This is a genomic window from Mesorhizobium sp. PL10 (genome assembly GCF_053714315.1).
The window spans coordinates 41,115-60,164 of record NZ_JBSKBR010000022.1; the positions used below are offsets into that span (position 1 = coordinate 41,115).

Below are 19,050 nucleotides of genomic sequence, written 5' to 3' on the forward strand. Positions count from 1 at the left end.
GTCCTTCAATCCTGCCGCCGTCCGATTACTCCATCACTGGAGCGGATGCGGAGCACCTGGACGCCCTTCGGCAACTCGATCAGGAACTCCCTGTCGCGGTCGAGATGGTGGATGCTTTTGGGATCTCCGCCAGTGAAGGTCGCCATCGCCTCAACGCTCTCCCAATAGGAGATGGTGACGAACTCCGAATGCTTGGGCGTGTCCTCGCGAAAGGTCTGCACGCCAAGCGCTTTCTCGATCAGCGGCTTGACGCCGGCCTCGTAATTGTAGCGCTCATAGGCGTCGGCCTTGTCCGGCAAGGTCCTGCCGCGCCAGATGCGGGCGATGGTAGGCGTTTTCGGTGTCATCTCCCATAAACACCTGAGCGCGAGCTGCGTTCCGAAACATCCTGACTGACGGCAGCCAGGTCGAGCGGAAGGTCAGCCAACTTGACTGGCTGTCGCGGTGCATGCACAAGGCATCATGGTCTGAGGGCGGGACGGTGACGCATCGGTCTGCAAAACCGACGTAGTGGGTTCAATTCCCACTCAGACCTCCACACTATCTCTTTGAAACTGTCGGCGATCCCGACAGGATTCGAACCTGGGCCATCGGCTCGGAAGGCCCGTGCCCTACGGGATAGTTGGCCTGTTGCCTGAACAGGTCTCGACAATTTATCGCAGAGCTTTAGGCGGCGGCAGGATGGCACCGAGGTCGGGTGCGAATGGACTATCCGATACTGACCTCAACCCGCTCCGAACCGAAGGTCAATGCAGCAAAATCGATTCCGATATTCGCACGCACGGATCTCCGGTTCGGGATCACGCGCTGCCGCCTCAAGCGGCGCGCTGGCTTTCTTTCGGCCGCAGATTCTGGTTCATGCGGAACAGGTTCAGCGGGTCGTAGCGCTGCTTGATTTCCAGAAGCCGGCGATAGTTGCCGCCATAGGCCGCTTCGACCCGGTCGACCTCGTCGTCCGGCATGAAGTTCACGTAAGCCGTGCCGGCGGCATAGGGCTTGACTGCTTCATAGAGACCGCGAGCCCAATCGATGCAGGCCTTGTCCATTGCCGGTTCGCGCCAGCGGGCGTGGACGTTCATGACGAAATGCGAGCTGCGCTGCGGAAACGCAGTTGCATCTGCTTTGACGCGGCCTGCCGCACCACCGACATGGCCAAAGAAAATTTCGCATTCGGGGCCTGGAAGCCTCGTAATCGCCGCAGTGGTGACGCCAATCGCGCTGTCGGAAAGCTCGGTCAGGTCGTGGCTCTTCCAATAGTTGCGGGCGCCCGGCGCCAGCAGCGGGTCGAAGGCCTGCTGCCAGCCGGTGAACGGGTTGGGACCGACAACATCGGCAATCGGCTTGCCGATGGCGCGAAGCTTCTGCGTCGCCTTTTCGCCCGCATGGATGTCGCCGCAATAGCACATGGCCAAAACCAGCACCTCTTTGCCATGCCATTCGGTCGGCAGGAACGGCAGCGGCGGTGCCTGCCGCATGACCACCCAGCAGGTCAGTTCGTCGGGCGCGGTTTCGAGCGCCTTGCGATAGTCCTGCAGCACCTTTTCGGCATCGGCGAAGGGATGGACGACGAGCCCCGACAGAACCTGCGGACCCATCTCGTAGAGTTGGAACTCGAACGCCGTGACGACGCCGAAATTACCGCCGCCGCCACGCAGCGCCCAGAACAGGTCCGGATTGTCCTTCTGGGAGGCGCGCAGCAACTTGCCATCGGCGGTGACCACATCGGCTGAAACAAGATTGTCGATGGTCAAGCCGAACTTGCGGGTGATCCAGCCAAAGCCGCCACCCAGCGTCAAGCCTGATATGCCGGTGGTCGAGTTGATACCCGTCGGCACCACCAGGCCAAAAGCCTGTGTTTCCCGGTCGACATCGACGAGCGTCGCGCCAGGCCCGACCCATGCCCGCCGCCCCACGACATCGACCCGCACCGACTTCATCGCCGACAGATCGATCATCAGGCCGCCATCGCAGACGGCACTGCCAGCAATGTTGTGGCCGCCGCCGCGCACGGAGACGAGAAGCCTGTTTTCCCGGGCGAAATTCACGGCACTGATGACGTCAGAGGCGCCGACGCAACACACGATGAGACCGGGGCGCCGGTCGACCGTGGCATTCCAGACGGTGCGTGCTTCGTCGTAGGCGGCGTCGCCAGGCTGAAGCAGTGTGCCGCGCAAGTGTGTCGAAAACGCTTCAAGGACCGTAGCGTCGACTGTCGTCTTGCCGCGTTCAAGCGTGGTGAGGCTCATGCTGTTCATGGTTTCCTCCCGATTTTTTGCTTGTGAGCCGTTCTCCCTCAACGCTTCGAACTGTGCTCCCATATTAGAAGTCGCGCAAGTTTGGCACGGATCGCGCAACGCCCATGTTGGCGCCCAACGAGGTGCTGTCCGGCCGGCATGGACGACCCAACGCCGGAGAGCCGCAAAAGTCGTCGAAAATACTAGCGATCGGCCCCGGGATGGCGCCCACATCGCTTCGCGCGTTAGCGGCTATGAAGCCCCGCCATAGGGGTCAATCAATTCAGGCGATGCCTGCCCTCAGGCTGCTCGCGCCCGGCGCAGCCTTTCGGCCACGTAATGCGGCCCCGGCCCCGTGAGCGGTCTTTCGGTCGCCAGGAAGCCATCCAACATGGCAAGCAGTTCACGCGCCGCACCGGACGAGCAGGAATAGTAGACCATCTGACGTTCGCGACGAGTGTCGACAAGGCCGAAGGCGCGAAGCTTGGCAAGATGCTGCGACAGGGCCGATTGGCTGAGCAGAACTCTCTCGGCAAGGATACCGACCGAGAGTTCGCCACCGGCCAGATGGTTCATGATCAAAAGCCGCTTCTCATTTCCCATCAAGTTGAGAAAGGCGGCGGCAGTTTCGGCATTGGCGGCAAGTTTTTTCGAAATCATCGATTCCACATACTTTCGCGCTCATCAGGCGACATGGGCCCATGGCGCCAGCAGACCTGTGTGTATGAACCGTTGCGATGATCTCGTCGCGTCACGCCCACTCAACCGAGGCGACATAAACGGCGAAAAACCCGCGCCAAGTCCCCAGCTGGCACAAAACAAAAATCCAGCCAAATAGCCAGACTAAAGTCCTATCCAACATCGGACCAAAGCCTACCAGCGTCGCGTTCTTTCTACAAGACCATAACGTTACTGCCGGCGACCTGCTTCTCAGGCAGCACCCAGGGATGATGCTGCCGCCCACTTCGCCATCCGCGGAGACAAGGGTGAAATGTTGGATTTTTTGGAGCGGCGCCTGAGCTAAGCCGTTGAATTATTGGCGATCCCGACAGGATTCGAACCTGTGACCATCGGCTTAGAAGGCCGGTGCTCTATCCAGCTGAGCTACGGGACCGCTGGCCGGCCGGGCCGGCTAATGTCTTTGCGACGACACTGTCCGCCGGTCAATGCGTCCAGGGTATCCTGCGGTCATAGCGGAAATTTTCCGCGTAGGAAATCTGCCGGCGCTTGGTCTCCTTCGGCTCCTCGACGCGGAAGGCCAGCCCCTGCTTTTCGGCATAGGCCACCGCCTCTTCCCTGGTGTCGAAGGTGAGCCGGATCTGGCTCAGCATGTCGCCAGATGTGGTGTAGCCCATCAGCGGATCGATCTTTTTGCGCTGGGCGGGATCGAATTCCAGCACCCAATGGCCGGTCTTGGCCTTGCCGGACTGCATCGCGGTTTTGGCGGGGCTGAAAATACGCGCGGACATAGGCACCTCGTGGCTGCGTTGGCGGTAGCGCCGCCTTATTTCAGTCAATACTGTGCAACACTGCCGACGGCAAGGCCGAAGCGGCCTGCAACCGCGCCGCTTCGGAAGCGGCATGGGCCTGATACACTGGCGTGGCATCAAAAGTCATGGTCATTATGGCGAGACATAGAGACATGGACGCAGGGATTTTGTACGCGAAAGCCGGCCAGCAAGCGATTTTCGACGGCGTGATCGTCATCGGCGCCGGCGGTGCCGGGCTGACCGCAGCCCACGCGCTGCTCAAGGCCGGCGTACAAGTGATGGTGCTGGAAAAGGAAGCCCGGCTGGCCGAGCCATGGCACCGGCGCCATGCACAGCTTCACCTCAACACGCATCGCGATCTCTCGACACTCCCGGGCGTCTCCTTTCCTGCCGGCACCCCTGCCTTTCCGCACCGAAGCGCCGTCATCCGCCATCTCAACGAGTTCCGCGCCATGCACCGGCTGCCGGTCGAGTTCGGGGTCTCGGTCGATGAGATCGCCTTCGACGGCGACCACTGGCTTGTGCGGACCGGCGCCGGACCGCGACGGGCGCGCCATGTCGTCATCGCCACCGGGCGCGACCGGCAGCCCTTCATCCCGGCCTGGAAGGGAATGGAGGCCTTTGCCGGGCGCATTATCCATTCGGCAGAGTTCGGCGAAGCCGGAGACTATGCCGGCAGGAAAGTGCTGGTCGTCGGCGCCGGCAATTCCGGTTTCGACGTGCTCAACCATCTGGCGCGGGTGGATACGGCGCAGATCTGGCTGTCTGCACGAAACGGCCCGGCGCTGCTGCCTAAGCGCATCCGCCAGATCGCCGTCCACCGCTTTTCGCCGATGCTGGCGCGGCTGCCGTTCAAGCTTGCCGATGCGGTTATGGCAGCGACGCAGCGGCTGGTCTTCGGTGACCTCGCTGCCTTCGGCCTGCCACCGACGCCTTCGGGCGGGGCAAGCCGGCTGGCGTCGGATTATACCGCCATCGCCACCGATGACGGCGCCGTCGACGCCATCAAGGACGGCCGCATCATAGTGCTGCCGACCGTGCGGGAATTCACCCGCGACACTGTCATTTTCGACAATGGCGTGACGATCCAGCCTGACATCGTCATCGCGGCGACCGGCTACCGCACCGGGCTCGAGACCATGTTGGGCAAGCTCGGAGTGCTCGACAAAAAGGGCGTGCCGCTGTTCAACGGCGCCGACCGCGACCCGAAGCTGCCGGGCCTGTGGTTCACCGGAATGCGGCCGAGCATCCGCGGCTGCTTCGCCAATGCCCGCATCCAGGCCAAGGCGATCGCTGCCAGGATTGCGAGGGAGCGCAGACCGCCAGGTCCGGTTTGACGTTTTAGGGGTTGCGCCGCAGGGCCCGGAACCTTATAGCCGCAGGGCCTCGGAGTGTAGCGCAGCCTGGTAGCGCATCTGGTTTGGGACCAGAGGGTCGGGAGTTCGAATCTCTCCACTCCGACCATTTTTCTCCCACAACATCGCCGCACAGAAGGCCGCGGGACCTTTGTCGCTGCCAATGCCTGGCGACATGCGCGGTAACTTCTATAGGTCAAACCACACAATTTGTTATCGGAACACGCGTTCGCTCCGCGAGTTGAGTATCATTCAACCCTGGAGCCAGCAATGAAAACTCTGATAATCGCCTCCATGATCGCGTTTGCCGGAACGGCTGCTTCGATCACACCGACACAGGCCGCCAGTCTGATCATCCAGTCAGATGACGGCGACCAATATTCGTCGGACGATGATCAAATACGAATTCGCCGCCATCACGACCGCCAAAAAATCTATGACGACGATGAATATAGCGACAATCAGGGCGATGACGGTCAGTGGCGCCGACACCACCGCCATCACCGCTGCCATATCGAACTGGTCAAGCATTGGCGCCATCATCACAGGGTCATCGAAGAGGTCAGGGTCTGCGGTTGACCTGATCGTTGCAGGCCTGCTCCGGCCCGATTTGTCGGCCGGAGCAGTTTAGCTAGGCCTCCGTGCCGGCGGTAAGCGCTGCAACCACGTCGGCCAGGCTGGTGGTGCCCTTGAGCGTCCCTTCGCCATTGTCCGGGAATGCGATCCAGCCCTCGTTGAAGCCGTCGAGCATCCGCAGACGCGGCTGGGGGTTCTTCATGCCTTGTGAACGGAAGAGCGCCTCCCGGTCTTCGCGTGGTATGGGCATGGCACGTACCGGCCAAGGGCATCGGCAAAAGCGGCTGCGATGTCGTTTGGAGAGACGCGACAAGGTCCCTCCATCTCGACGATTCGTATGCCCGTCCAGCTCTGCTGGATGAGTTCGGCGGAAGCCGGCCGACATCGGCGGCGGCAACCATCGGCAGCGGCCTGTCCGAGGCACTACACGTCGACGGCCCATATCTAACGCGGACGCGCGGCCTGACGGATAATCCCCTCGCTTCCATCGCTGGCGCCGGTCTAGACTTTGGCAAAAGGGGAGATTCTGGATGCTTGGTCTCGAGGCATGGCTGTCGCTGATAGGCCCTGCCTACTTCGCTTATCTCGGCATCGCGATCCCGTTCGTGGTCGTCTGGGCCATTATTTGTGCCGCGCTGTGGATCTGGAACAACCGGCCGAGCAAGAGGCAGGGCCCACCCCGGTCGTGGCCCGCCAGCCTGGCGTTCTTTGTCGTCGTCGCCGCGTGCTACGTGGCGGCGCATACGGCGGTCTACCTGCTGGTGCGGTATCTGGACCCGTTATGGGCGTAAGGGAGCGCGCTTCTGGCAAGCATTCTGCCTGAAGGTAAGCTCGCCCGGCGAGAACCCCAATCATCACTCCCGGCGAGCCTACAACCCGATCAGGAACGCGATCAGGACCGGGGTCAGCCGGCAGGCGCAGTGTTGCAAGATGGATGCCAGCATATGTTTCCCGATATAGGACAGCAGCGGAGTCTCCCCCTTCCACGGACTAAATCTCGAACTCGCCCTGCCCTTCATCCATTGCGCTCACGGTCTCGGCGGCCAGCGCGCGGCTGATCGGCGTCTTGCGCTCGAGTGCGGTGCGGTCGAGCCGTTCGACCACGCGCATGGCGGTGGCCAGCGAGCGCTCGATGCGCCGCACGAGATATTGCACGACATGCTGCTCGACCTCGACCTGGCGGTCGGCGAACAGTTTGGTGATGACGCCGGCCAGAAGCAGGTCGTCCGGCTCATGGATCTCGACGGTAGCCGCCGCCTTCAGCCGCGAGGCGAGATCGGGCAGCGTTACCCCCCACGCTGCGGGGAAACGCCGCGCCGTCAACAGCAAGGTGGACCCGGCGCCGCGCACTTCATTGATGAGGTGGAACAGACCCGCCTCGTCGATCGCTGTCTTGTCGACATCGTCGATCAGCGCCGGCCTGCCGCCAAGCCCGGTGATGACATTGCCGATGCGCTGGGCATCGACCGCCATGGCGTTGGCCCGCGCCTGCCAGATCGAGCCCAGATGTGTCTTGCCGGAACCGGCCGGGCCGGCCAGCACGATCACCGGCGAGGGCCAGTCCGGCCAGCGGTCGACCAAGGCCGCCGCCTCGCGGTTGGTGGCCGACACCACCAGCTCGTCGCGCGAATAGCCGGTGCCGTGGCCAAGGTCGAGCGGCAGCTGGCGCGGCGGTTCGGTCTTTTGATCCGCCACGTTCAGCCGCGCGGCGAGCGGTGGTCCCCGCCGCGATTGGCGGGGAGCGGCGGGACTGGCTCGGTGGAGTGTCCCTTGTAGAGCGGCGATTCCAGATACCTGGCGATGGCAAAGCGCACCAGCACGGCAACCGCGGCCGAGGCTGGCACAGCAATCAGCAGGCCAACGAAGCCGAACAGGGCGCCGAAGGCAAACAGCGCGAACATCAGCCACACCGGATGCAGGCCGACGCTTTTTCCGACCAGCCTGGGCTGCAGGATGTTGCCTTCGATGAACTGGCCGATGAAGAACACCACTGCGACGGCGACGATCATGGTCCAGTCCGGCCAGAATTGGACGAAAGCAACGCCGACGGCCAGCACCAGGCCGGTCAGCGAGCCGACATAGGGAATGAAGGAGATCAGCCCGGCGAACAGGCCGATGAGGATGGCGAAATTCAACCCGGTCAGCGTCAGGCCGGTGGCGTACATGGCGCCGAGCACCAGGCACAGCGTGCCCTGGCCGCGCACGAAGCCGGCGGTCGCGGTGTTGATGTCCCTGAAGATCGCCCTGACCGTGCCGACATAATCGCGCGGCACCCAGCTGTCGACGACCGCCACCATGCGGTCCCAGTCGAGTAGCATGTAGAAGGCAACGACCGGGGTGACCACGAACAGGCTGACCACCGAGACCAGCGCCACGCCGGAACTCCAGATCGAGGTGAAAACGGTGCTCAACAGGCCGAAGCCCGAGGTGAGCAGCGAATTCAGCCCGTCGCGCAGGCCATTGGCATTGACGCCGAATTTCTGCTCCAGCCATTTCGGGTCGAAGCTGGTGATCAGCGACTGCAGCCGGGTCAGATATTCCGGCAGCTTGCTGGCGAAATCAGCCATCTGCGTGGCCAGCACCGGAATCAGGATGACGAAGGCCAGCACCAGCAGGATGATGAAGGCAATGAGAATGACCACCGTTGCCATCAGCCGGGACAGGCCGAGGCGCTGCAGCCGGTCGGCTACCGGGTCGAGGAAATAGGCAAGCACCATGCCGGCGACAAACGGCAGCAGGATGCTGGAGAAGATGTAGAGGAACAGCGCCAGGAACACGGCCGTACCCAGCCAGAAGAAAATCTGGCGGCGAAACGCTGCCGACGCAGCCGCATCTGCTAGCGCTGCAGTCGCGGCACTGTTATCAACTACCCGGGGTGGAGCCTTCGCCATAGCCGCTCATATGCCTCAGCCAAGCCACGAGATAGGCTGCGGCCGAAGCCACGGTCAAGACCCCGGACAGCAATATGAGCGCGGGCCTGAGCGGGTCGAGGTGGAGGCCAAGGGCAAGTTCGCCCAGCACCACGGCCGCCAACACGATCTGGGCGGCGGTGTTGGCCTTCGACACATAGAGTGGCTTCATCTCGACCGGGTGTGCCATGACCGTGGATAAAAGCACGGCGCAGATGATCAGCACATCGCGCGACACCATGGTCACCACCAGCCACAACGGCAATTGCCCGATGAAGCCCAAGACCACGAACACCGAGACCAGAAGCACCTTGTCGGCCATCGGATCGAGATAGGCGCCGAGTTTCGAATGCTGGTTGAAACGGCGGGCGATGAAGCCGTCGACGCCATCGGAAATGCCGGCAACGAGAAAGCCGGCAAAGGCCCAGTCCCAACGCATGTTCAGCATCGCCAGCACCACGGCCGGGACGAGAACAAAGCGCATGATGGTAATCAAATTGGGGATGGTCAAAGGCATGTCCCGCCATGTCTTGTTCCGCTGATAGATGATGGAGTCGAGGTGCGGGCGCAAGGACCAGCGGCGAAGGGCTTGGCTATCCACGGCGACGAAGGCAGAAAACAGGACGCCCAATCTGTTTGAGCCTGTTTGGGTCTGTTTGAGCCGGGCAGCGCGCAGTCGAAACCAAAGACCGTCGTGACTGCCGCCGCCGGCCAGCGCCAATATTCTGAACGATCTTCGGCCAAATGCGACGGAAGACTGCAAGGGCGCGCAGTGAGGGTGCAACCCAAAAAATATCCACGCTTTTGTCGAGCCAAACGGCGTGGCAGGCGCGGTCATCCTTGCCCCCCGAAACCATTCATGCGAAGAGCCCGCAACGGAAACAGGGATGCGCCGACGATGAGCAAGGGCGACCGGGCCAAGCGCAAGAACGGGCTCACCTATGCCGAGGCGGGCGTCGACATCGATGCCGGCAACCTCATGGTCGAGAAGATCAAGCCGCTGGTGCGCGCGACGCGCCGGCCGGGCGCCGATGGAGAGATCGGCGGCTTTGGCGGCCTGTTCGACCTCAAGGCCGCCGGTTTCACAGACCCGGTGCTGGTTGCCGCCAATGACGGCGTCGGCACCAAGCTGAAGATCGCCATCGATGCCGGCAAGCATGACACGATCGGCATCGACCTCGTCGCCATGTGCGTCAACGACATTGTCGTACAAGGGGCGGAGCCGCTGTTCTTCCTCGACTATTTCGCCACCGGCAAGCTCGACCCCGACCAGGGGGCGGCGATCGTGGGCGGCATCGCGACGGGCTGCCGGCAGGCCGGCTGCGCGCTGATTGGCGGCGAGACGGCCGAAATGCCCGGCATGTATCATGGCAACGATTACGACCTTGCCGGCTTTGCCGTAGGCGCGGCTGAACGCGGCCAGTTGCTGCCGACCGACGATATTGTCGAGGGCGACGTGCTGCTCGGCCTTGCCTCGTCGGGCCTGCATTCCAACGGTTTTTCGCTGGTTCGCCGCATCGTCGGCGTCAGTGGGCTTGCCTGGAGCGATCCGGCGCCGTTCAACGACGAGGCGACGCTGGCCGAGGCGCTGCTCGAGCCGACGCGCATTTACGTCAAGTCGATCCTCAAGGCGATCCGCGGCACGCATGGCATCAAGGCGCTGGCCCACATCACCGGCGGCGGCTTTCCCGAAAACATCCCGCGCGTCCTGCCGAAGGACTTTTCCGCCGAGCTCGACCTCAATGCCATCGATGTGCCGCCGGTCTTTTCCTGGCTGGCGAAAACCGGTGGCGTGGCGCCGGAAGAGATGATGCGCACCTTCAACTGCGGCGTCGGCATGATCCTCGTCGTCGCCTCCGGCCAGGCCGCGCAGGTTGCCGCCGTGCTGCAGGAGGCCGGCGAGACGGTGACGCCGATCGGCCGCATCGTGCCTCGGCGCGACGCCGGCGTCATCTATCGGGGCTCGATCGGCCTATGAGCAGAAAACGCACGGTTGTCTTGATCTCGGGACGCGGCTCCAACATGACGGCGCTGATCGCGGCCGCCAGCGATCCGGCCTATCCTGCCGAGATCGTCGGCGTCATTTCCGACAGGGCGAACGCCGCCGGTCTCGGTATCGCCGCCGCGCGGGGCATTCCAACCAAGGTCATCGTGCGCGCCGACCATGCCAGCAAGGAAGCGCATGATGCGGCTATCGACGCCGCGCTGATTGCGTTCAATGCCGAGATCGTGGCACTGGCCGGCTATCTGCGCATCCTTTCGCGCGGCCTGGTCGAGAAATGGCAGGGGCGCATGCTCAACATCCACCCTGCCCTGCTGCCGGCTTTCAAAGGGCTGGACACACATGCGCGCGCCTTGCGCGCCGGCATGCGCATCCATGGCTGCACGGTGCATTTCGTCACGCCCGAGATGGATGACGGCCCGATCATTGCACAAGCCGCGGTGCCGGTGATGGTCGGCGACAACGAGGACACACTGGCCGCCCGTGTTCTGAAGGCCGAGCACCGGCTCTATGCGCTGGCGCTCGGGCTGGTCGCCGACGGCAAGGCGCGCATGGAAGGCGGCCGCACCGTTCTGGCGCACTTCGCCGACGACGCCGACAACGGAACTTCGGTGGTGATGGCACCCGATCCGCTGCGCGAGGAGCGCGATCTCGAGCATCTGGCGCGGATCACGCCTTAGGCCCTTTGTGCAATCACAATTTGATTGCATTTTCAGTCACTCCGGTCTAATTATGCTTGCATGAACAGCAAGCATAAGCGCGTGCTCAGGGCGATATTCACCGACCCAGTTTCAGGCAGCATCGAATGGCTCGCCATCGAAACCTTGCTGATGGCGGTCGGTTGCCAGGTGATCGAGGGAAGCGGCTCGCGCGTGCGTTTTGTGTTCAAGGGCGAGGTTGAGACCTTTCACAGGCCACACCCGTCCAAGGAAGCGAAACGATACCAAGTGAGAGATGCTCGCCAATTCCTGTTGAGGATCGGAGTGAAACCATGAATGCGATGTCCTACAAGGGCTATTCCGCCCGTGTCGACTATGACGATGACGACGAGATTTTCTTCGGCCGGATTGCCGGAATTCGCGACGGTGTATCGTTCCATTCGGAAACTGTCGCGGGGCTGAAAGCAGCCTTCCATGAGGCTGTGGACGACTATGTCGAAACCTGCGCAAAAATCGGCAAATCGCCGCAAAAACCCTATTCCGGAAATCTCATGCTTCGCGTCGATCCCTCGGTCCACTCGAAAGTCGCGCTGGCAGCGGAAGTCGCAGGCAAGAGCCTGAACCAGTGGGGAGAAGAGGTCTTGCGCGAGGCCGCCGACAAGCAGATCGCTTGAGGTGAAATCGATGAAACAGTTGCTCCTGCTGCGCCACGCCAAGTCGAGCTGGGACAATCCGGCGCTTGCCGATTTCGACCGGCCGCTTGCCCCGCGCGGACTGAAGGCAGCGCCGCTGATGGGGCGCGAACTGACCAAGCGTGACTGGCTGCCTGACCTGGCGCTGGTGTCGCCGGCGCTGCGCACGCGTGAGACATGGCGGCTGGTCTCGGCAGAACTGCCGGCGAAAGTATCGGTGGAGTTTGCCGAAGCGCTCTTCGGGGCCACTGCTGGCGACATTCTGGCCGAGGTGCAACAGGCCATCACATCGGCTGGCTGTCTCCTGGTGCTTGGCCATAATCCCGGCATGGAGGATTTTGCGCGCCGGCTTGCCGGTCCGCGATCGGATGCCGGAGCTCTGAGGAAGCTCGAAGAGAAATTCCCGACCGGCGCCCTTGCCCGCTTTGTCGTCGATGATGGCTGGGCGGATCTCGCCCTCGGCACAGCCCGGTTGACGCATTGCATCAGGCCGAAGGATTTGGGCTGACGCCGAAGCTGCCAATCTCCCCCACGTGGGGAGATTGGCAGCTTCGGCGCCGCCAGTGCCCAAACGCGCTCAGTGGTTGCCGAAACGGTGGCGGTCACTGCCCGGCCTGACCGGTTCCTGAGCCGGCTGGACCGGTTTCTTGATCGAAGCCGTGGTCGTCGTGGTTTTGACAACGGGCTCCTGCCATTCGTCCGAGCCATAGTGGTTGCTGCCGCTGCCGCCGCCGTCGTGGTGGTCGCTGCCGGCAAAGGCTGCCGCCTGTCGCCATCAGGACGGCGACGGCCGCGAGAGTGATCTTGCTCATTTCATCGTTCCTTGTTTGTCGGTCAAACGGCGCCTTGCGAGGATGGCCCGCTCTCGCCACGAACCTTCAGCGGCGAGGCTTTATTCCCGGACGCTGCGCTTTTTCTCGAATTTTGGGGGACGGAAACGGGCCGGCCGCGAACGACGATCGCCAAGCGCGGCCTAGAAAGATGACGTGCAAACAAGAAGATAGAATAGATCGCTGCCGAGTTGATTCAAACCGCGCGGAACCCAAGCCGGCTGCGCAAAAAACAAGAGCGGCGGGCCAAGCCCACCGCTCTTTGTGGTCGACGATTTGCCAGAAATCAACGGCCCCAGATGCCCTGGCCGGATTGCGGCTGGTTCGAGTCCGGCTTGATCGTGAAGCCGCCGAAGGTGGCCGGCTTGCCGATCGAGGCCGTATAGCTGTGGTCGATGTTGCCGGCCGGAGCGGTCGACGCGGTCACAGCAGGCTGGTTGACACCCTCAGACCCGTAGTGGTCGCTGCCTGCGAAAGCGGTGCCGGTAGCAACGAGGAGGGCGGCAGCGGTAAGAGCGATCTTGGTCATTTTAATTACTCCAGATATCTGGTCCTGTCCGTCTAGTGGCGTGCCTTGGGAGGAATTCGCGTCGCTCGGACCACCCCGAAATGGGTCTGCATTGTTGACATTGCCAATCACAAAAATGTGCGAACCGAACCGTTCGGTTCGATCTTGAAATCCACCGAATGACGCGGCGGGGGAAATTTTCTATCGTGATATCAAGTAGTTGATCTATAGTACTTGCTATACGATGCGACCAATCGCTGAGCCGGCGCTCATCGGTCACGACACGGTGCGTCGATGGCGGGAAAGCAGCGACAACCGCAGCCCTGCACGGGATTGGCAGGGTCAGGGCCCGGTCCTTTTGTCGAACCCCAGCACGTCGCGCATGTCGTATTCGCCGGGCTGGCGGCCGGCGACCCAGAGCGCCGCCGCAATGGCGCCGCGCGCGAACATTGAGCGGTCGCCGGCTGAATGCGAGAGGGTGAGCGTCTCGCCCTGGCTAAGGAAACTCACACTGTGCTCGCCGACGATGCTGCCGCCGCGCAGCACGGCAAAGCCGATCTCGTCGGCAGGGCGCGGACCGGTGACGCCATCGAGAGCGCCTCTTGCGACATCGTCGAGATCGACGCCGCGTCCGCGCGCGGCCTCGCCCAGCATCAGCGCCGTGCCAGACGGCGCATCGACCTTGAAGCGGTGATGCGCTTCGAGGATTTCGATATCGCAATCGTCGGAACCAAGCGCCCGCGCCGCCTGCTCGACCAGCCCGGCCAGCATGTTGAGCCCGAGCGAATAGCTGCCGGAGCGCACGATGGCGACGGACTTCGAAGCAGTGGCGATGGCGGCGAGCTCGGCCGGCTCGAAGCCGGTCGAGCCGATGACCAGCGCCGGGCCAGCGCGCACGGCGCAAGCCTGCGCCAGTTCGACGGAGGCTGTCGGCGTGGTGAAGTCGATGACGACATCGGCAAGTACCAGCGCCTCGTCACGATCGACCAGCCCCTCACTGGTATTGCCCGGCCGATGGAACCGCGCCACGAGCTGTAGCCTGGGATCAGCCTCGACGGCATCGACCATCTGCCGTCCCATGCGGCCGAGCGCCCCGGCTATGGCAATCTTCAATAGCTGCGGCATGCGGCTCTCACTGGAAATGCTTTACCGAACAATCGTCTGGCATGCCGCCTTGCCAGATTGATTCAAGCTGCGCCATGCGTCTTGATCATCATGCCGGCGATCTCCTTCACCAGCTTGGCGGCGACCAGCGCAGTCAGGTTGGAGACATCCTGGTTCACATTGTATTCGACGACATCGGCCCCAACGATCGGCTGATCGATCCGCTGGATCAGGTTGATCACTTGCCGGGTTGTAAGACCACCGGGTTCGCGGTGCGATACGCCGGGCGCACAAGCCGGATCGAGGCCGTCGAGATCGACCGAGAGATAGACCGGTGTCCTGAGGTCGAGCCGCAGATCCTCGCAGAAATGGCGCGCCTCGATGACCTCGACGCCGAAGCGTCCGAGCTGGTCACGAAGCTCGTGGTTCAGCGTACGTAAGCCGATCTGGATCAGCCGGTCGGCCAGCCCTTCCTCCAGGATGCGTGCGAAGGACGAGGTGTGCGAGCGCTTGTTGTCCTGATAGGCATCGTAAATGTCGGGATGGGCGTCGATCTGGACGATCGTCAGGCTGGGGTGGCGGCGGCGCACGGCGCGCAGCACCGGCCAGGCAATGGCATGGTCGCCGCCGAGGCTGATCAGCGGATGGCTTGCATCCAGCGCGCGGCCGACCTCGGCCTCGATCCGTTCCCACGGATCGCCGGCGCCGGAAAAATCGATGTCCCCATGGTCGAGGAAATCGCCCGCCACGTCGAAGCCGGTTTCGCTCCACGAGGAGTGCGCGTCGCTGGCGAGTTCGCGGCGGATCAGTGCGGGTGCGGCAGCCGCGCCCTTGAGATAGGACGAGTTGTCGTCATGCGGTATTCCCAGAAGCGAAACCCTAGCCATCTCATTGCGATCTCCGGAAACGGGCCCTGTCACTAGACCCGGGAGCTGGCTGGCGATAGCGCGGCCGCTTGGGCCAGCAGCGCGGTTAGGGCGTGGTCATTTCCCGACCGCGCCGCCCAACCGTTGCCTAACGATCGCGGCGTGGAAATTCGTGCCGTGCAACAGGCCGTCATCGTTGAAGTCGTAGCTGGAATTGTGCAGAGGCGGCGAGGCCTCGCCATTGCCGAGGAAGACGAAGCAGCCCGGCACGTGATCGAGGAAGCGGGCGAAATCCTCCGACGCGGTCATTGGCTCCGCGGCGACACCGACAGCGCCATCGCCCAGAACGCGCCGTGCGGCGGCAAAGGCCTCATCGACCAGCTCGGCATCATTCTGCAGCGGCACGAATTCCCTGCTGTAGGTGATCTCGGCGGCAACATTGTAAGCGGCGGCCGTGCCGGCTACGATGACCCGCATCTGCCGCTCGATCTCGGCGCTGACTTCAGGACGGAAAGAGCGGGCATCACCGAGGATGCGGGCAACACCAGGCAGCGCGTTACGGGTGCCGTCGGTGATCAGCTCGGTCACTGAAACCACCGCAATGTCGGCGGGGCTAAGCCGGCGCGAGACGATGGTCTGCAGATTGGTGACCAGCGCGCAGGCGGCGACCAGCGTCTCGTTCCCGGAATGCGGTCGCGCCGCATGGCCGCCGACCCCCTTGAGCACGATCTCGAAATTGTCCTCCGCCGACATGAACGGGCCGGCAAGGGTTTCCAGATGCCCGATGGGCAGGCCGGGCATGTTGTGCAGGCCAAAGATCTCGTCGAAGGGAAAGCGCTGCACCAGGCCGTCATCGAGCATCGCCAGCGCGCCCTTGCCCCACTCCTCGGCCGGCTGGAAGATGAAGCGCACTGTGCCATCGAAACCACCCTCGGCGGCCAGCAGCTTCGCCGCGCCGAGCAGCATGGTGGTGTGGCCGTCATGGCCACAGGCATGCATGAAGCCGGGGTTTTGCGAACGATAGGCCACCGTCGACTGCTCGGTAATGCGCAGCGCATCCATATCGGCCCTGAGCGCAATCGCCCGGTTACCGCTGCCGCGCTTCAGCGTGCCGACGACGCCGGTGCCGCCGACGCCCTCCGCGACGTCGTCCAGCCCGAATTCACGCAGCTTGGCGGCGACGAATGCCGCGGTGCGCCTTTCCTCGAAACCGAACTCGGGATGCGCGTGCAGGTCGCGCCGCCAGCCGGTCATCTCCCGCTTCAGCGCATCACGATCGAATTCGGTCATTTTCTCCGACCTATTTTGCAAGCTGGATGGCGACATCAAGCAGGATGTTGGCGCCGGCGACAAGCTCGGCATCCTCGCTATGTTCGAGCGGACTATGGCTGATGCCGCCCGCGCTTGGCACGAAGATCATCGCCGTCGGCGCGATGCGCGCCATCATTTGCGCGTCATGGCCAGCGCCGGAGGTCATGCGCCTCACAGCGAGACCACGGTTTTTCGCGGCCGCCTCGATCCGTTCGAGAATGCCGATGTCGAACAGCACCGGCTCGAAGCGAGCGAGCCGCTCGACCGAGATCGATACGTTCTCCGAAACGGCAAGCTCTTCGAGATAGGCATCAAGGGCTGCCTCATGCGCCTGCAGGCGCTGTTCGTCGGGATCGCGCAAATCGATGGTGAACACGGCGCGCGAGGGGATGACGTTGATGGCATTCGGCTCGAAACGCATCGTGCCGACCGTAACCACGGTCGGCCCGTTAGAAGCCGTGGCCCGGTCGTGCAGGAAGGTGATGATACGAGCGGCGGCGTGGCCGGCATCGCTGCGCATCGACATCGGCGTGGTGCCGGCATGATTGGCTGCACCATCGATGGTGATGCGCTGCCAGGAAATGCCTTGCAAATTCTCGACCGCGCCGATCGCCACGCCTTCGCGTTCCAGCACCGGTCCCTGCTCGATATGCAGCTCCAGATAGGCGTGCGGCTCGAGGAAGCCAGGTTCCTTGTGGCCGGCATAGCCGATGCGGGCGAGTTCCTCACCGAGCACGCTGCCGTCCGTGCCAATGGCGGCCAACATCGCGTCGGCGCTAGCGCCACCGGCATGGACCAGCGATCCCATCATGTCGGGCGTGTAGCGAACGCCTTCCTCATTGGTGAAAGCGGCGACCGCGATGGGACGCGAAGGCGAGAACCCAGAGGCCTGCAGCGTCTCGATCACCTCCAGCCCGGCAAGCACGCCATAGCAGCCATCATAGATGCCGGCATCGATGACGGTGTCAATGTGCGAACCGATGAGCAGCTTTGCCTGCCCGGCATTGTCGGCACTTTGCCAGATGCCGAAGATATTGCCGACCCGGTCGATGGCGACGTCCAGCCCGGCCTGTTTGAGCCAGCCGACGAAGAGGTCGCGGCCTTGCCTGTCAGTGTCGGAGGCGGCGAGCCGGATTAGCCGACCCTCGCCGTCACGGCCAACGGCGCCAAGTTCGCGGATGCGGCCAAGCAGGCGCTGCTCATCGATCCCGATCATGCCAATGCCCCGGCTGCCGTCCTGCCGGCCATCACATCGGCCGGTGTCATGCCGACCAGTTCGGCATAGCGATGCGGGTCCGTGGCGCCTTCGGTGTTGATCAGCAGCACACGCGACTTTCCGTCGAGGCCAAGCTCCGCCTTGTTGTCGGCCACCGCGCGGACCAGCCCGGCAAGGCCGACGCCGCCGCTTTCGCCTGACACGATCGCCGGATCGCCGCCAGCCGGTCGGGCAAGCCGCCGCATCACCGCGACGGCCTCGTCCTCGTCCACCGTCATGAAGGCATCGGCAACCCGCGCCAGCAAGCGCCAGGCGACCGCCGAGGCCTCATAGCATTCCAGCATCGCCATCACCGTCGGCTGATCGTGCGCAACCTTGACCACGCGCCCCGCCTGGGCGGCCGCGACAACGCAGGCTGCGCGCGCCGGCTCTACCACGATGAAGGTCGGCCTGGCATCGCCGAGCACGATGGCGAAATGGCCTGCCACCGCGGCGGCAATGCCGCCGACACCGGCCTGCACGAAGACATGGGTTGGAGGGCGCGGCAGCTGACGCAAGGCTTCGCGCACGATCGCCGTATAGCCCTGCATGACGAGACCGGGGATGCGCTCATAGCCTGGCCATGAGGTGTCGGACACCACCGTCCAGCCCTTCTCGGCCGAAACCTGCGCGGCTTGCCTGACCGAGTCATCATAATTGCCGTCGACGCGGATCATCTCGGCGCCATAGCGGGCGATGGCTGCTATGCGCTCCTCGCTGACGCCGGCGTGAACGAAGATTGCCGCCTTGGCGCCGACAAGCTGCGCCCCTTGCGCAACCGAGCGACCGTGATTGCCATCGGTGGCGCAGGCCACCGTCATGCCGGCAGCGACCGCCCGAATTTCGGGCCGGTCGAGATCGGCCACATCGACGGGCCGGCCGAGCGACCGGCTCGCCTCCTCCAGCACCAGGCGAAACACGGCATAGGCGCCGCCCAGCGCCTTGAAGCTGCCGAGGCCGAGGCGAAAGCCTTCGTCCTTGATGTGGACAGCGCCAAGACCGAGTTCGCCGGCCAGCGCCGGCAGTGCACGCAACGGCGTTGGCAAATGATTGTCACGATGGCCAAGAAAGCGCTCGACCGTGTCAGCGCCGGCAATCCCCAGCGTTTCGGCATCGGCCGGATCGAGGGGACGGCGGTGCAAGGCATTGCTGTTATGCAGGAACACGGGGCGGCCCTCCTTGGGATAAGACGAAATCATATTGCAGCGAAGGCGCAAAGGGCGCTGTAATTGGCGTTTCGAAATGCAAGTTTGTTTCGT

The 19,050-nt window shown here is 63.3% G+C and carries 22 protein-coding genes, 3 tRNA genes and 1 pseudogene; 9 read left to right on the top strand and 17 right to left on the bottom strand.

The window, feature by feature from the left end:
• Positions 1–5: 5 nt before the first annotated feature.
• Entirely contained in the window at positions 6–347 is a 342-nt protein-coding gene (locus ACWGTO_RS26685) for an antibiotic biosynthesis monooxygenase family protein (protein ID WP_454577786.1), read from the bottom strand.
• A gap of 117 nt (positions 348–464) precedes the next feature.
• Between ACWGTO_RS26685 and ACWGTO_RS26690 the strand changes: the two genes are divergently transcribed.
• Positions 465–538: transfer RNA gene (locus tag ACWGTO_RS26690), tRNA-Cys, on the top strand.
• A gap of 277 nt (positions 539–815) precedes the next feature.
• Here ACWGTO_RS26690 and ACWGTO_RS26695 read toward each other — a convergent pair.
• The 4 genes from ACWGTO_RS26695 to ACWGTO_RS26710 all read right to left on the bottom strand — a co-directional run bounded on the left by ACWGTO_RS26695 (position 816) and on the right by ACWGTO_RS26710 (position 3,703).
• A complete protein-coding gene (locus ACWGTO_RS26695; RefSeq protein WP_454577787.1) occupies positions 816–2,255 on the bottom strand; it encodes an FAD-binding oxidoreductase in 1,440 nt (479 codons plus the stop codon).
• Positions 2,256–2,534: 279 nt separating this feature from the next.
• On the bottom strand, positions 2,535–2,894 hold the full coding sequence (locus ACWGTO_RS26700; protein ID WP_454577788.1) for an ArsR/SmtB family transcription factor: 360 nt from the start codon (positions 2,892–2,894) through the stop codon (positions 2,535–2,537).
• Positions 2,895–3,271: 377 nt separating this feature from the next.
• Positions 3,272–3,348 (bottom strand) — tRNA-Arg (locus tag ACWGTO_RS26705).
• Between the two features lie 49 nt (positions 3,349–3,397).
• Positions 3,398–3,703: an ETC complex I subunit gene (locus ACWGTO_RS26710; RefSeq protein WP_023670294.1), complete on the bottom strand. Its 306-nt coding sequence runs from the start codon at positions 3,701–3,703 to the stop codon at positions 3,398–3,400.
• A gap of 173 nt (positions 3,704–3,876) precedes the next feature.
• Here ACWGTO_RS26710 and ACWGTO_RS26715 point away from each other — a divergent pair, with 173 nt between their 5' ends.
• On the top strand, positions 3,877–5,061 hold the full coding sequence (locus ACWGTO_RS26715; RefSeq protein ID WP_454577789.1) for a flavin-containing monooxygenase: 1,185 nt from the start codon (positions 3,877–3,879) through the stop codon (positions 5,059–5,061).
• Positions 5,062–5,111: 50 nt separating this feature from the next.
• A tRNA-Pro gene (locus ACWGTO_RS26720) sits at positions 5,112–5,188 on the top strand.
• A 251-nt stretch (positions 5,189–5,439) separates the two neighbouring features.
• Here ACWGTO_RS26720 and ACWGTO_RS26725 read toward each other — a convergent pair.
• A complete protein-coding gene (locus tag ACWGTO_RS26725) occupies positions 5,440–5,610 on the bottom strand; it encodes a hypothetical protein (protein WP_454577790.1) in 171 nt (56 codons plus the stop codon).
• A gap of 100 nt (positions 5,611–5,710) precedes the next feature.
• Positions 5,711–5,905, bottom strand: coding sequence for a hypothetical protein (locus ACWGTO_RS26730; protein ID WP_454577791.1), 195 nt, complete (start codon positions 5,903–5,905; stop codon positions 5,711–5,713).
• A 280-nt stretch (positions 5,906–6,185) separates the two neighbouring features.
• On the opposite strand from ACWGTO_RS26730, the gene ACWGTO_RS26735 reads away from it, so the two are divergent.
• Positions 6,186–6,446 (top strand): hypothetical protein, encoded by a 261-nt coding sequence (locus tag ACWGTO_RS26735; RefSeq protein ID WP_454577792.1) that lies wholly within the window; start codon positions 6,186–6,188, stop codon positions 6,444–6,446.
• Positions 6,447–6,645: 199 nt separating this feature from the next.
• Here ACWGTO_RS26735 and hdaA read toward each other — a convergent pair whose 3' ends face one another.
• From hdaA to ACWGTO_RS26750, 3 genes are read right to left on the bottom strand one after another with little or no spacing between them, the layout of a single operon-like run.
• Positions 6,646–7,350 carry a DnaA regulatory inactivator HdaA gene (gene hdaA, locus ACWGTO_RS26740; protein ID WP_454577793.1) on the bottom strand — a complete coding sequence of 235 codons (705 nt, stop codon included), beginning with the start codon at positions 7,348–7,350 and terminating at the stop codon, positions 6,646–6,648.
• A 2-nt stretch (positions 7,351–7,352) separates the two neighbouring features.
• Entirely contained in the window at positions 7,353–8,546 is a 1,194-nt protein-coding gene (locus tag ACWGTO_RS26745) for an AI-2E family transporter (protein ID WP_454577794.1), read from the bottom strand.
• Complete coding sequence (locus ACWGTO_RS26750) at positions 8,518–9,075, bottom strand: CDP-alcohol phosphatidyltransferase family protein (RefSeq protein ID WP_454577821.1); 558 nt, start codon at positions 9,073–9,075, stop codon at positions 8,518–8,520. Before ACWGTO_RS26750 ends, ACWGTO_RS26745 begins: the two co-directional genes overlap by 29 nt.
• A gap of 387 nt (positions 9,076–9,462) precedes the next feature.
• Between ACWGTO_RS26750 and purM the strand changes: the two genes are divergently transcribed.
• The 5 genes from purM to ACWGTO_RS26775 are packed head-to-tail and all read left to right on the top strand — an operon-like array spanning position 9,463 to position 12,425.
• Positions 9,463–10,542, top strand: a complete 1,080-nt coding sequence (purM, locus tag ACWGTO_RS26755) for a phosphoribosylformylglycinamidine cyclo-ligase (protein WP_454577795.1) — start codon at positions 9,463–9,465, stop codon at positions 10,540–10,542.
• Positions 10,539–11,246 carry a phosphoribosylglycinamide formyltransferase gene (purN, locus tag ACWGTO_RS26760; protein ID WP_454577796.1) on the top strand — a complete coding sequence of 236 codons (708 nt, stop codon included), beginning with the start codon at positions 10,539–10,541 and terminating at the stop codon, positions 11,244–11,246. The genes purM and purN overlap by 4 nt, the downstream gene beginning before the upstream one ends.
• Positions 11,247–11,306: 60 nt before the next feature.
• Complete coding sequence (locus tag ACWGTO_RS26765; protein ID WP_454577797.1) at positions 11,307–11,561, top strand: type II toxin-antitoxin system HicA family toxin; 255 nt, start codon at positions 11,307–11,309, stop codon at positions 11,559–11,561.
• A complete protein-coding gene (locus tag ACWGTO_RS26770; protein ID WP_454577798.1) occupies positions 11,558–11,899 on the top strand; it encodes a type II toxin-antitoxin system HicB family antitoxin in 342 nt (113 codons plus the stop codon). Before ACWGTO_RS26765 ends, ACWGTO_RS26770 begins: the two co-directional genes overlap by 4 nt.
• Before the next feature lie 10 nt (positions 11,900–11,909).
• Entirely contained in the window at positions 11,910–12,425 is a 516-nt protein-coding gene (locus ACWGTO_RS26775) for a SixA phosphatase family protein (protein WP_454577799.1), read from the top strand.
• Positions 12,426–12,494: 69 nt separating this feature from the next.
• On the opposite strand, the pseudogene ACWGTO_RS26780 reads toward ACWGTO_RS26775, so the two are convergent.
• The 7 genes and pseudogenes from ACWGTO_RS26780 to ACWGTO_RS26810 form a co-directional block, all read right to left on the bottom strand.
• Positions 12,495–12,626, bottom strand: a pseudogene (locus ACWGTO_RS26780) (DUF680 domain-containing protein); the annotation flags it as partial.
• A gap of 407 nt (positions 12,627–13,033) precedes the next feature.
• Positions 13,034–13,276, bottom strand: a complete 243-nt coding sequence (locus ACWGTO_RS26785; protein WP_454577800.1) for a DUF680 domain-containing protein — start codon at positions 13,274–13,276, stop codon at positions 13,034–13,036.
• Positions 13,277–13,597: 321 nt separating this feature from the next.
• Complete coding sequence (gene dapB / locus ACWGTO_RS26790) at positions 13,598–14,380, bottom strand: 4-hydroxy-tetrahydrodipicolinate reductase (protein WP_454577801.1); 783 nt, start codon at positions 14,378–14,380, stop codon at positions 13,598–13,600.
• A gap of 62 nt (positions 14,381–14,442) precedes the next feature.
• Positions 14,443–15,246, bottom strand: a complete 804-nt coding sequence (locus ACWGTO_RS26795) for an agmatinase family protein (protein ID WP_454577802.1) — start codon at positions 15,244–15,246, stop codon at positions 14,443–14,445.
• 96 nt (positions 15,247–15,342) lie between these two features.
• On the bottom strand, positions 15,343–16,515 hold the full coding sequence (locus ACWGTO_RS26800) for an amidohydrolase (protein ID WP_454577803.1): 1,173 nt from the start codon (positions 16,513–16,515) through the stop codon (positions 15,343–15,345).
• 10 nt (positions 16,516–16,525) lie between these two features.
• A complete protein-coding gene (locus ACWGTO_RS26805; RefSeq protein ID WP_454577804.1) occupies positions 16,526–17,752 on the bottom strand; it encodes an allantoate amidohydrolase in 1,227 nt (408 codons plus the stop codon).
• A complete protein-coding gene (locus ACWGTO_RS26810) occupies positions 17,749–18,957 on the bottom strand; it encodes a diaminopropionate ammonia-lyase (RefSeq protein WP_454577805.1) in 1,209 nt (402 codons plus the stop codon). The genes ACWGTO_RS26805 and ACWGTO_RS26810 overlap by 4 nt, the downstream gene beginning before the upstream one ends.
• Positions 18,958–19,050: the final 93 nt, after the last annotated feature.

What these genes read in the sequence shown, in the direction of transcription:
- ACWGTO_RS26685 (WP_454577786.1), bottom strand. Translation starts at nt 347, where the DNA reads ATGACACCGAAAACGCCTACCATCGCCCGCATCTGGCGCGGCAGGACC.
- ACWGTO_RS26695 (WP_454577787.1), bottom strand. Translation starts at nt 2,255, where the DNA reads ATGAACAGCATGAGCCTCACCACGCTTGAACGCGGCAAGACGACAGTC.
- ACWGTO_RS26700 (WP_454577788.1), bottom strand. Translation starts at nt 2,894, where the DNA reads ATGATTTCGAAAAAACTTGCCGCCAATGCCGAAACTGCCGCCGCCTTT.
- ACWGTO_RS26710 (WP_023670294.1), bottom strand. Translation starts at nt 3,703, where the DNA reads ATGTCCGCGCGTATTTTCAGCCCCGCCAAAACCGCGATGCAGTCCGGC.
- ACWGTO_RS26715 (WP_454577789.1), top strand. Translation starts at nt 3,877, where the DNA reads ATGGACGCAGGGATTTTGTACGCGAAAGCCGGCCAGCAAGCGATTTTC.
- ACWGTO_RS26725 (WP_454577790.1), bottom strand. Translation starts at nt 5,610, where the DNA reads ATGCTTGACCAGTTCGATATGGCAGCGGTGATGGCGGTGGTGTCGGCG.
- ACWGTO_RS26730 (WP_454577791.1), bottom strand. Translation starts at nt 5,905, where the DNA reads ATGCCCATACCACGCGAAGACCGGGAGGCGCTCTTCCGTTCACAAGGC.
- ACWGTO_RS26735 (WP_454577792.1), top strand. Translation starts at nt 6,186, where the DNA reads ATGCTTGGTCTCGAGGCATGGCTGTCGCTGATAGGCCCTGCCTACTTC.
- ACWGTO_RS26745 (WP_454577794.1), bottom strand. Translation starts at nt 8,546, where the DNA reads ATGGCGAAGGCTCCACCCCGGGTAGTTGATAACAGTGCCGCGACTGCA.
- purM (WP_454577795.1), top strand. Translation starts at nt 9,463, where the DNA reads ATGAGCAAGGGCGACCGGGCCAAGCGCAAGAACGGGCTCACCTATGCC.
- purN (WP_454577796.1), top strand. Translation starts at nt 10,539, where the DNA reads ATGAGCAGAAAACGCACGGTTGTCTTGATCTCGGGACGCGGCTCCAAC.
- ACWGTO_RS26765 (WP_454577797.1), top strand. Translation starts at nt 11,307, where the DNA reads ATGAACAGCAAGCATAAGCGCGTGCTCAGGGCGATATTCACCGACCCA.
- ACWGTO_RS26770 (WP_454577798.1), top strand. Translation starts at nt 11,558, where the DNA reads ATGAATGCGATGTCCTACAAGGGCTATTCCGCCCGTGTCGACTATGAC.
- ACWGTO_RS26775 (WP_454577799.1), top strand. Translation starts at nt 11,910, where the DNA reads ATGAAACAGTTGCTCCTGCTGCGCCACGCCAAGTCGAGCTGGGACAAT.
- ACWGTO_RS26785 (WP_454577800.1), bottom strand. Translation starts at nt 13,276, where the DNA reads ATGACCAAGATCGCTCTTACCGCTGCCGCCCTCCTCGTTGCTACCGGC.
- dapB (WP_454577801.1), bottom strand. Translation starts at nt 14,380, where the DNA reads ATGCCGCAGCTATTGAAGATTGCCATAGCCGGGGCGCTCGGCCGCATG.
- ACWGTO_RS26795 (WP_454577802.1), bottom strand. Translation starts at nt 15,246, where the DNA reads ATGGCTAGGGTTTCGCTTCTGGGAATACCGCATGACGACAACTCGTCC.
- ACWGTO_RS26800 (WP_454577803.1), bottom strand. Translation starts at nt 16,515, where the DNA reads ATGACCGAATTCGATCGTGATGCGCTGAAGCGGGAGATGACCGGCTGG.
- ACWGTO_RS26805 (WP_454577804.1), bottom strand. Translation starts at nt 17,752, where the DNA reads ATGATCGGGATCGATGAGCAGCGCCTGCTTGGCCGCATCCGCGAACTT.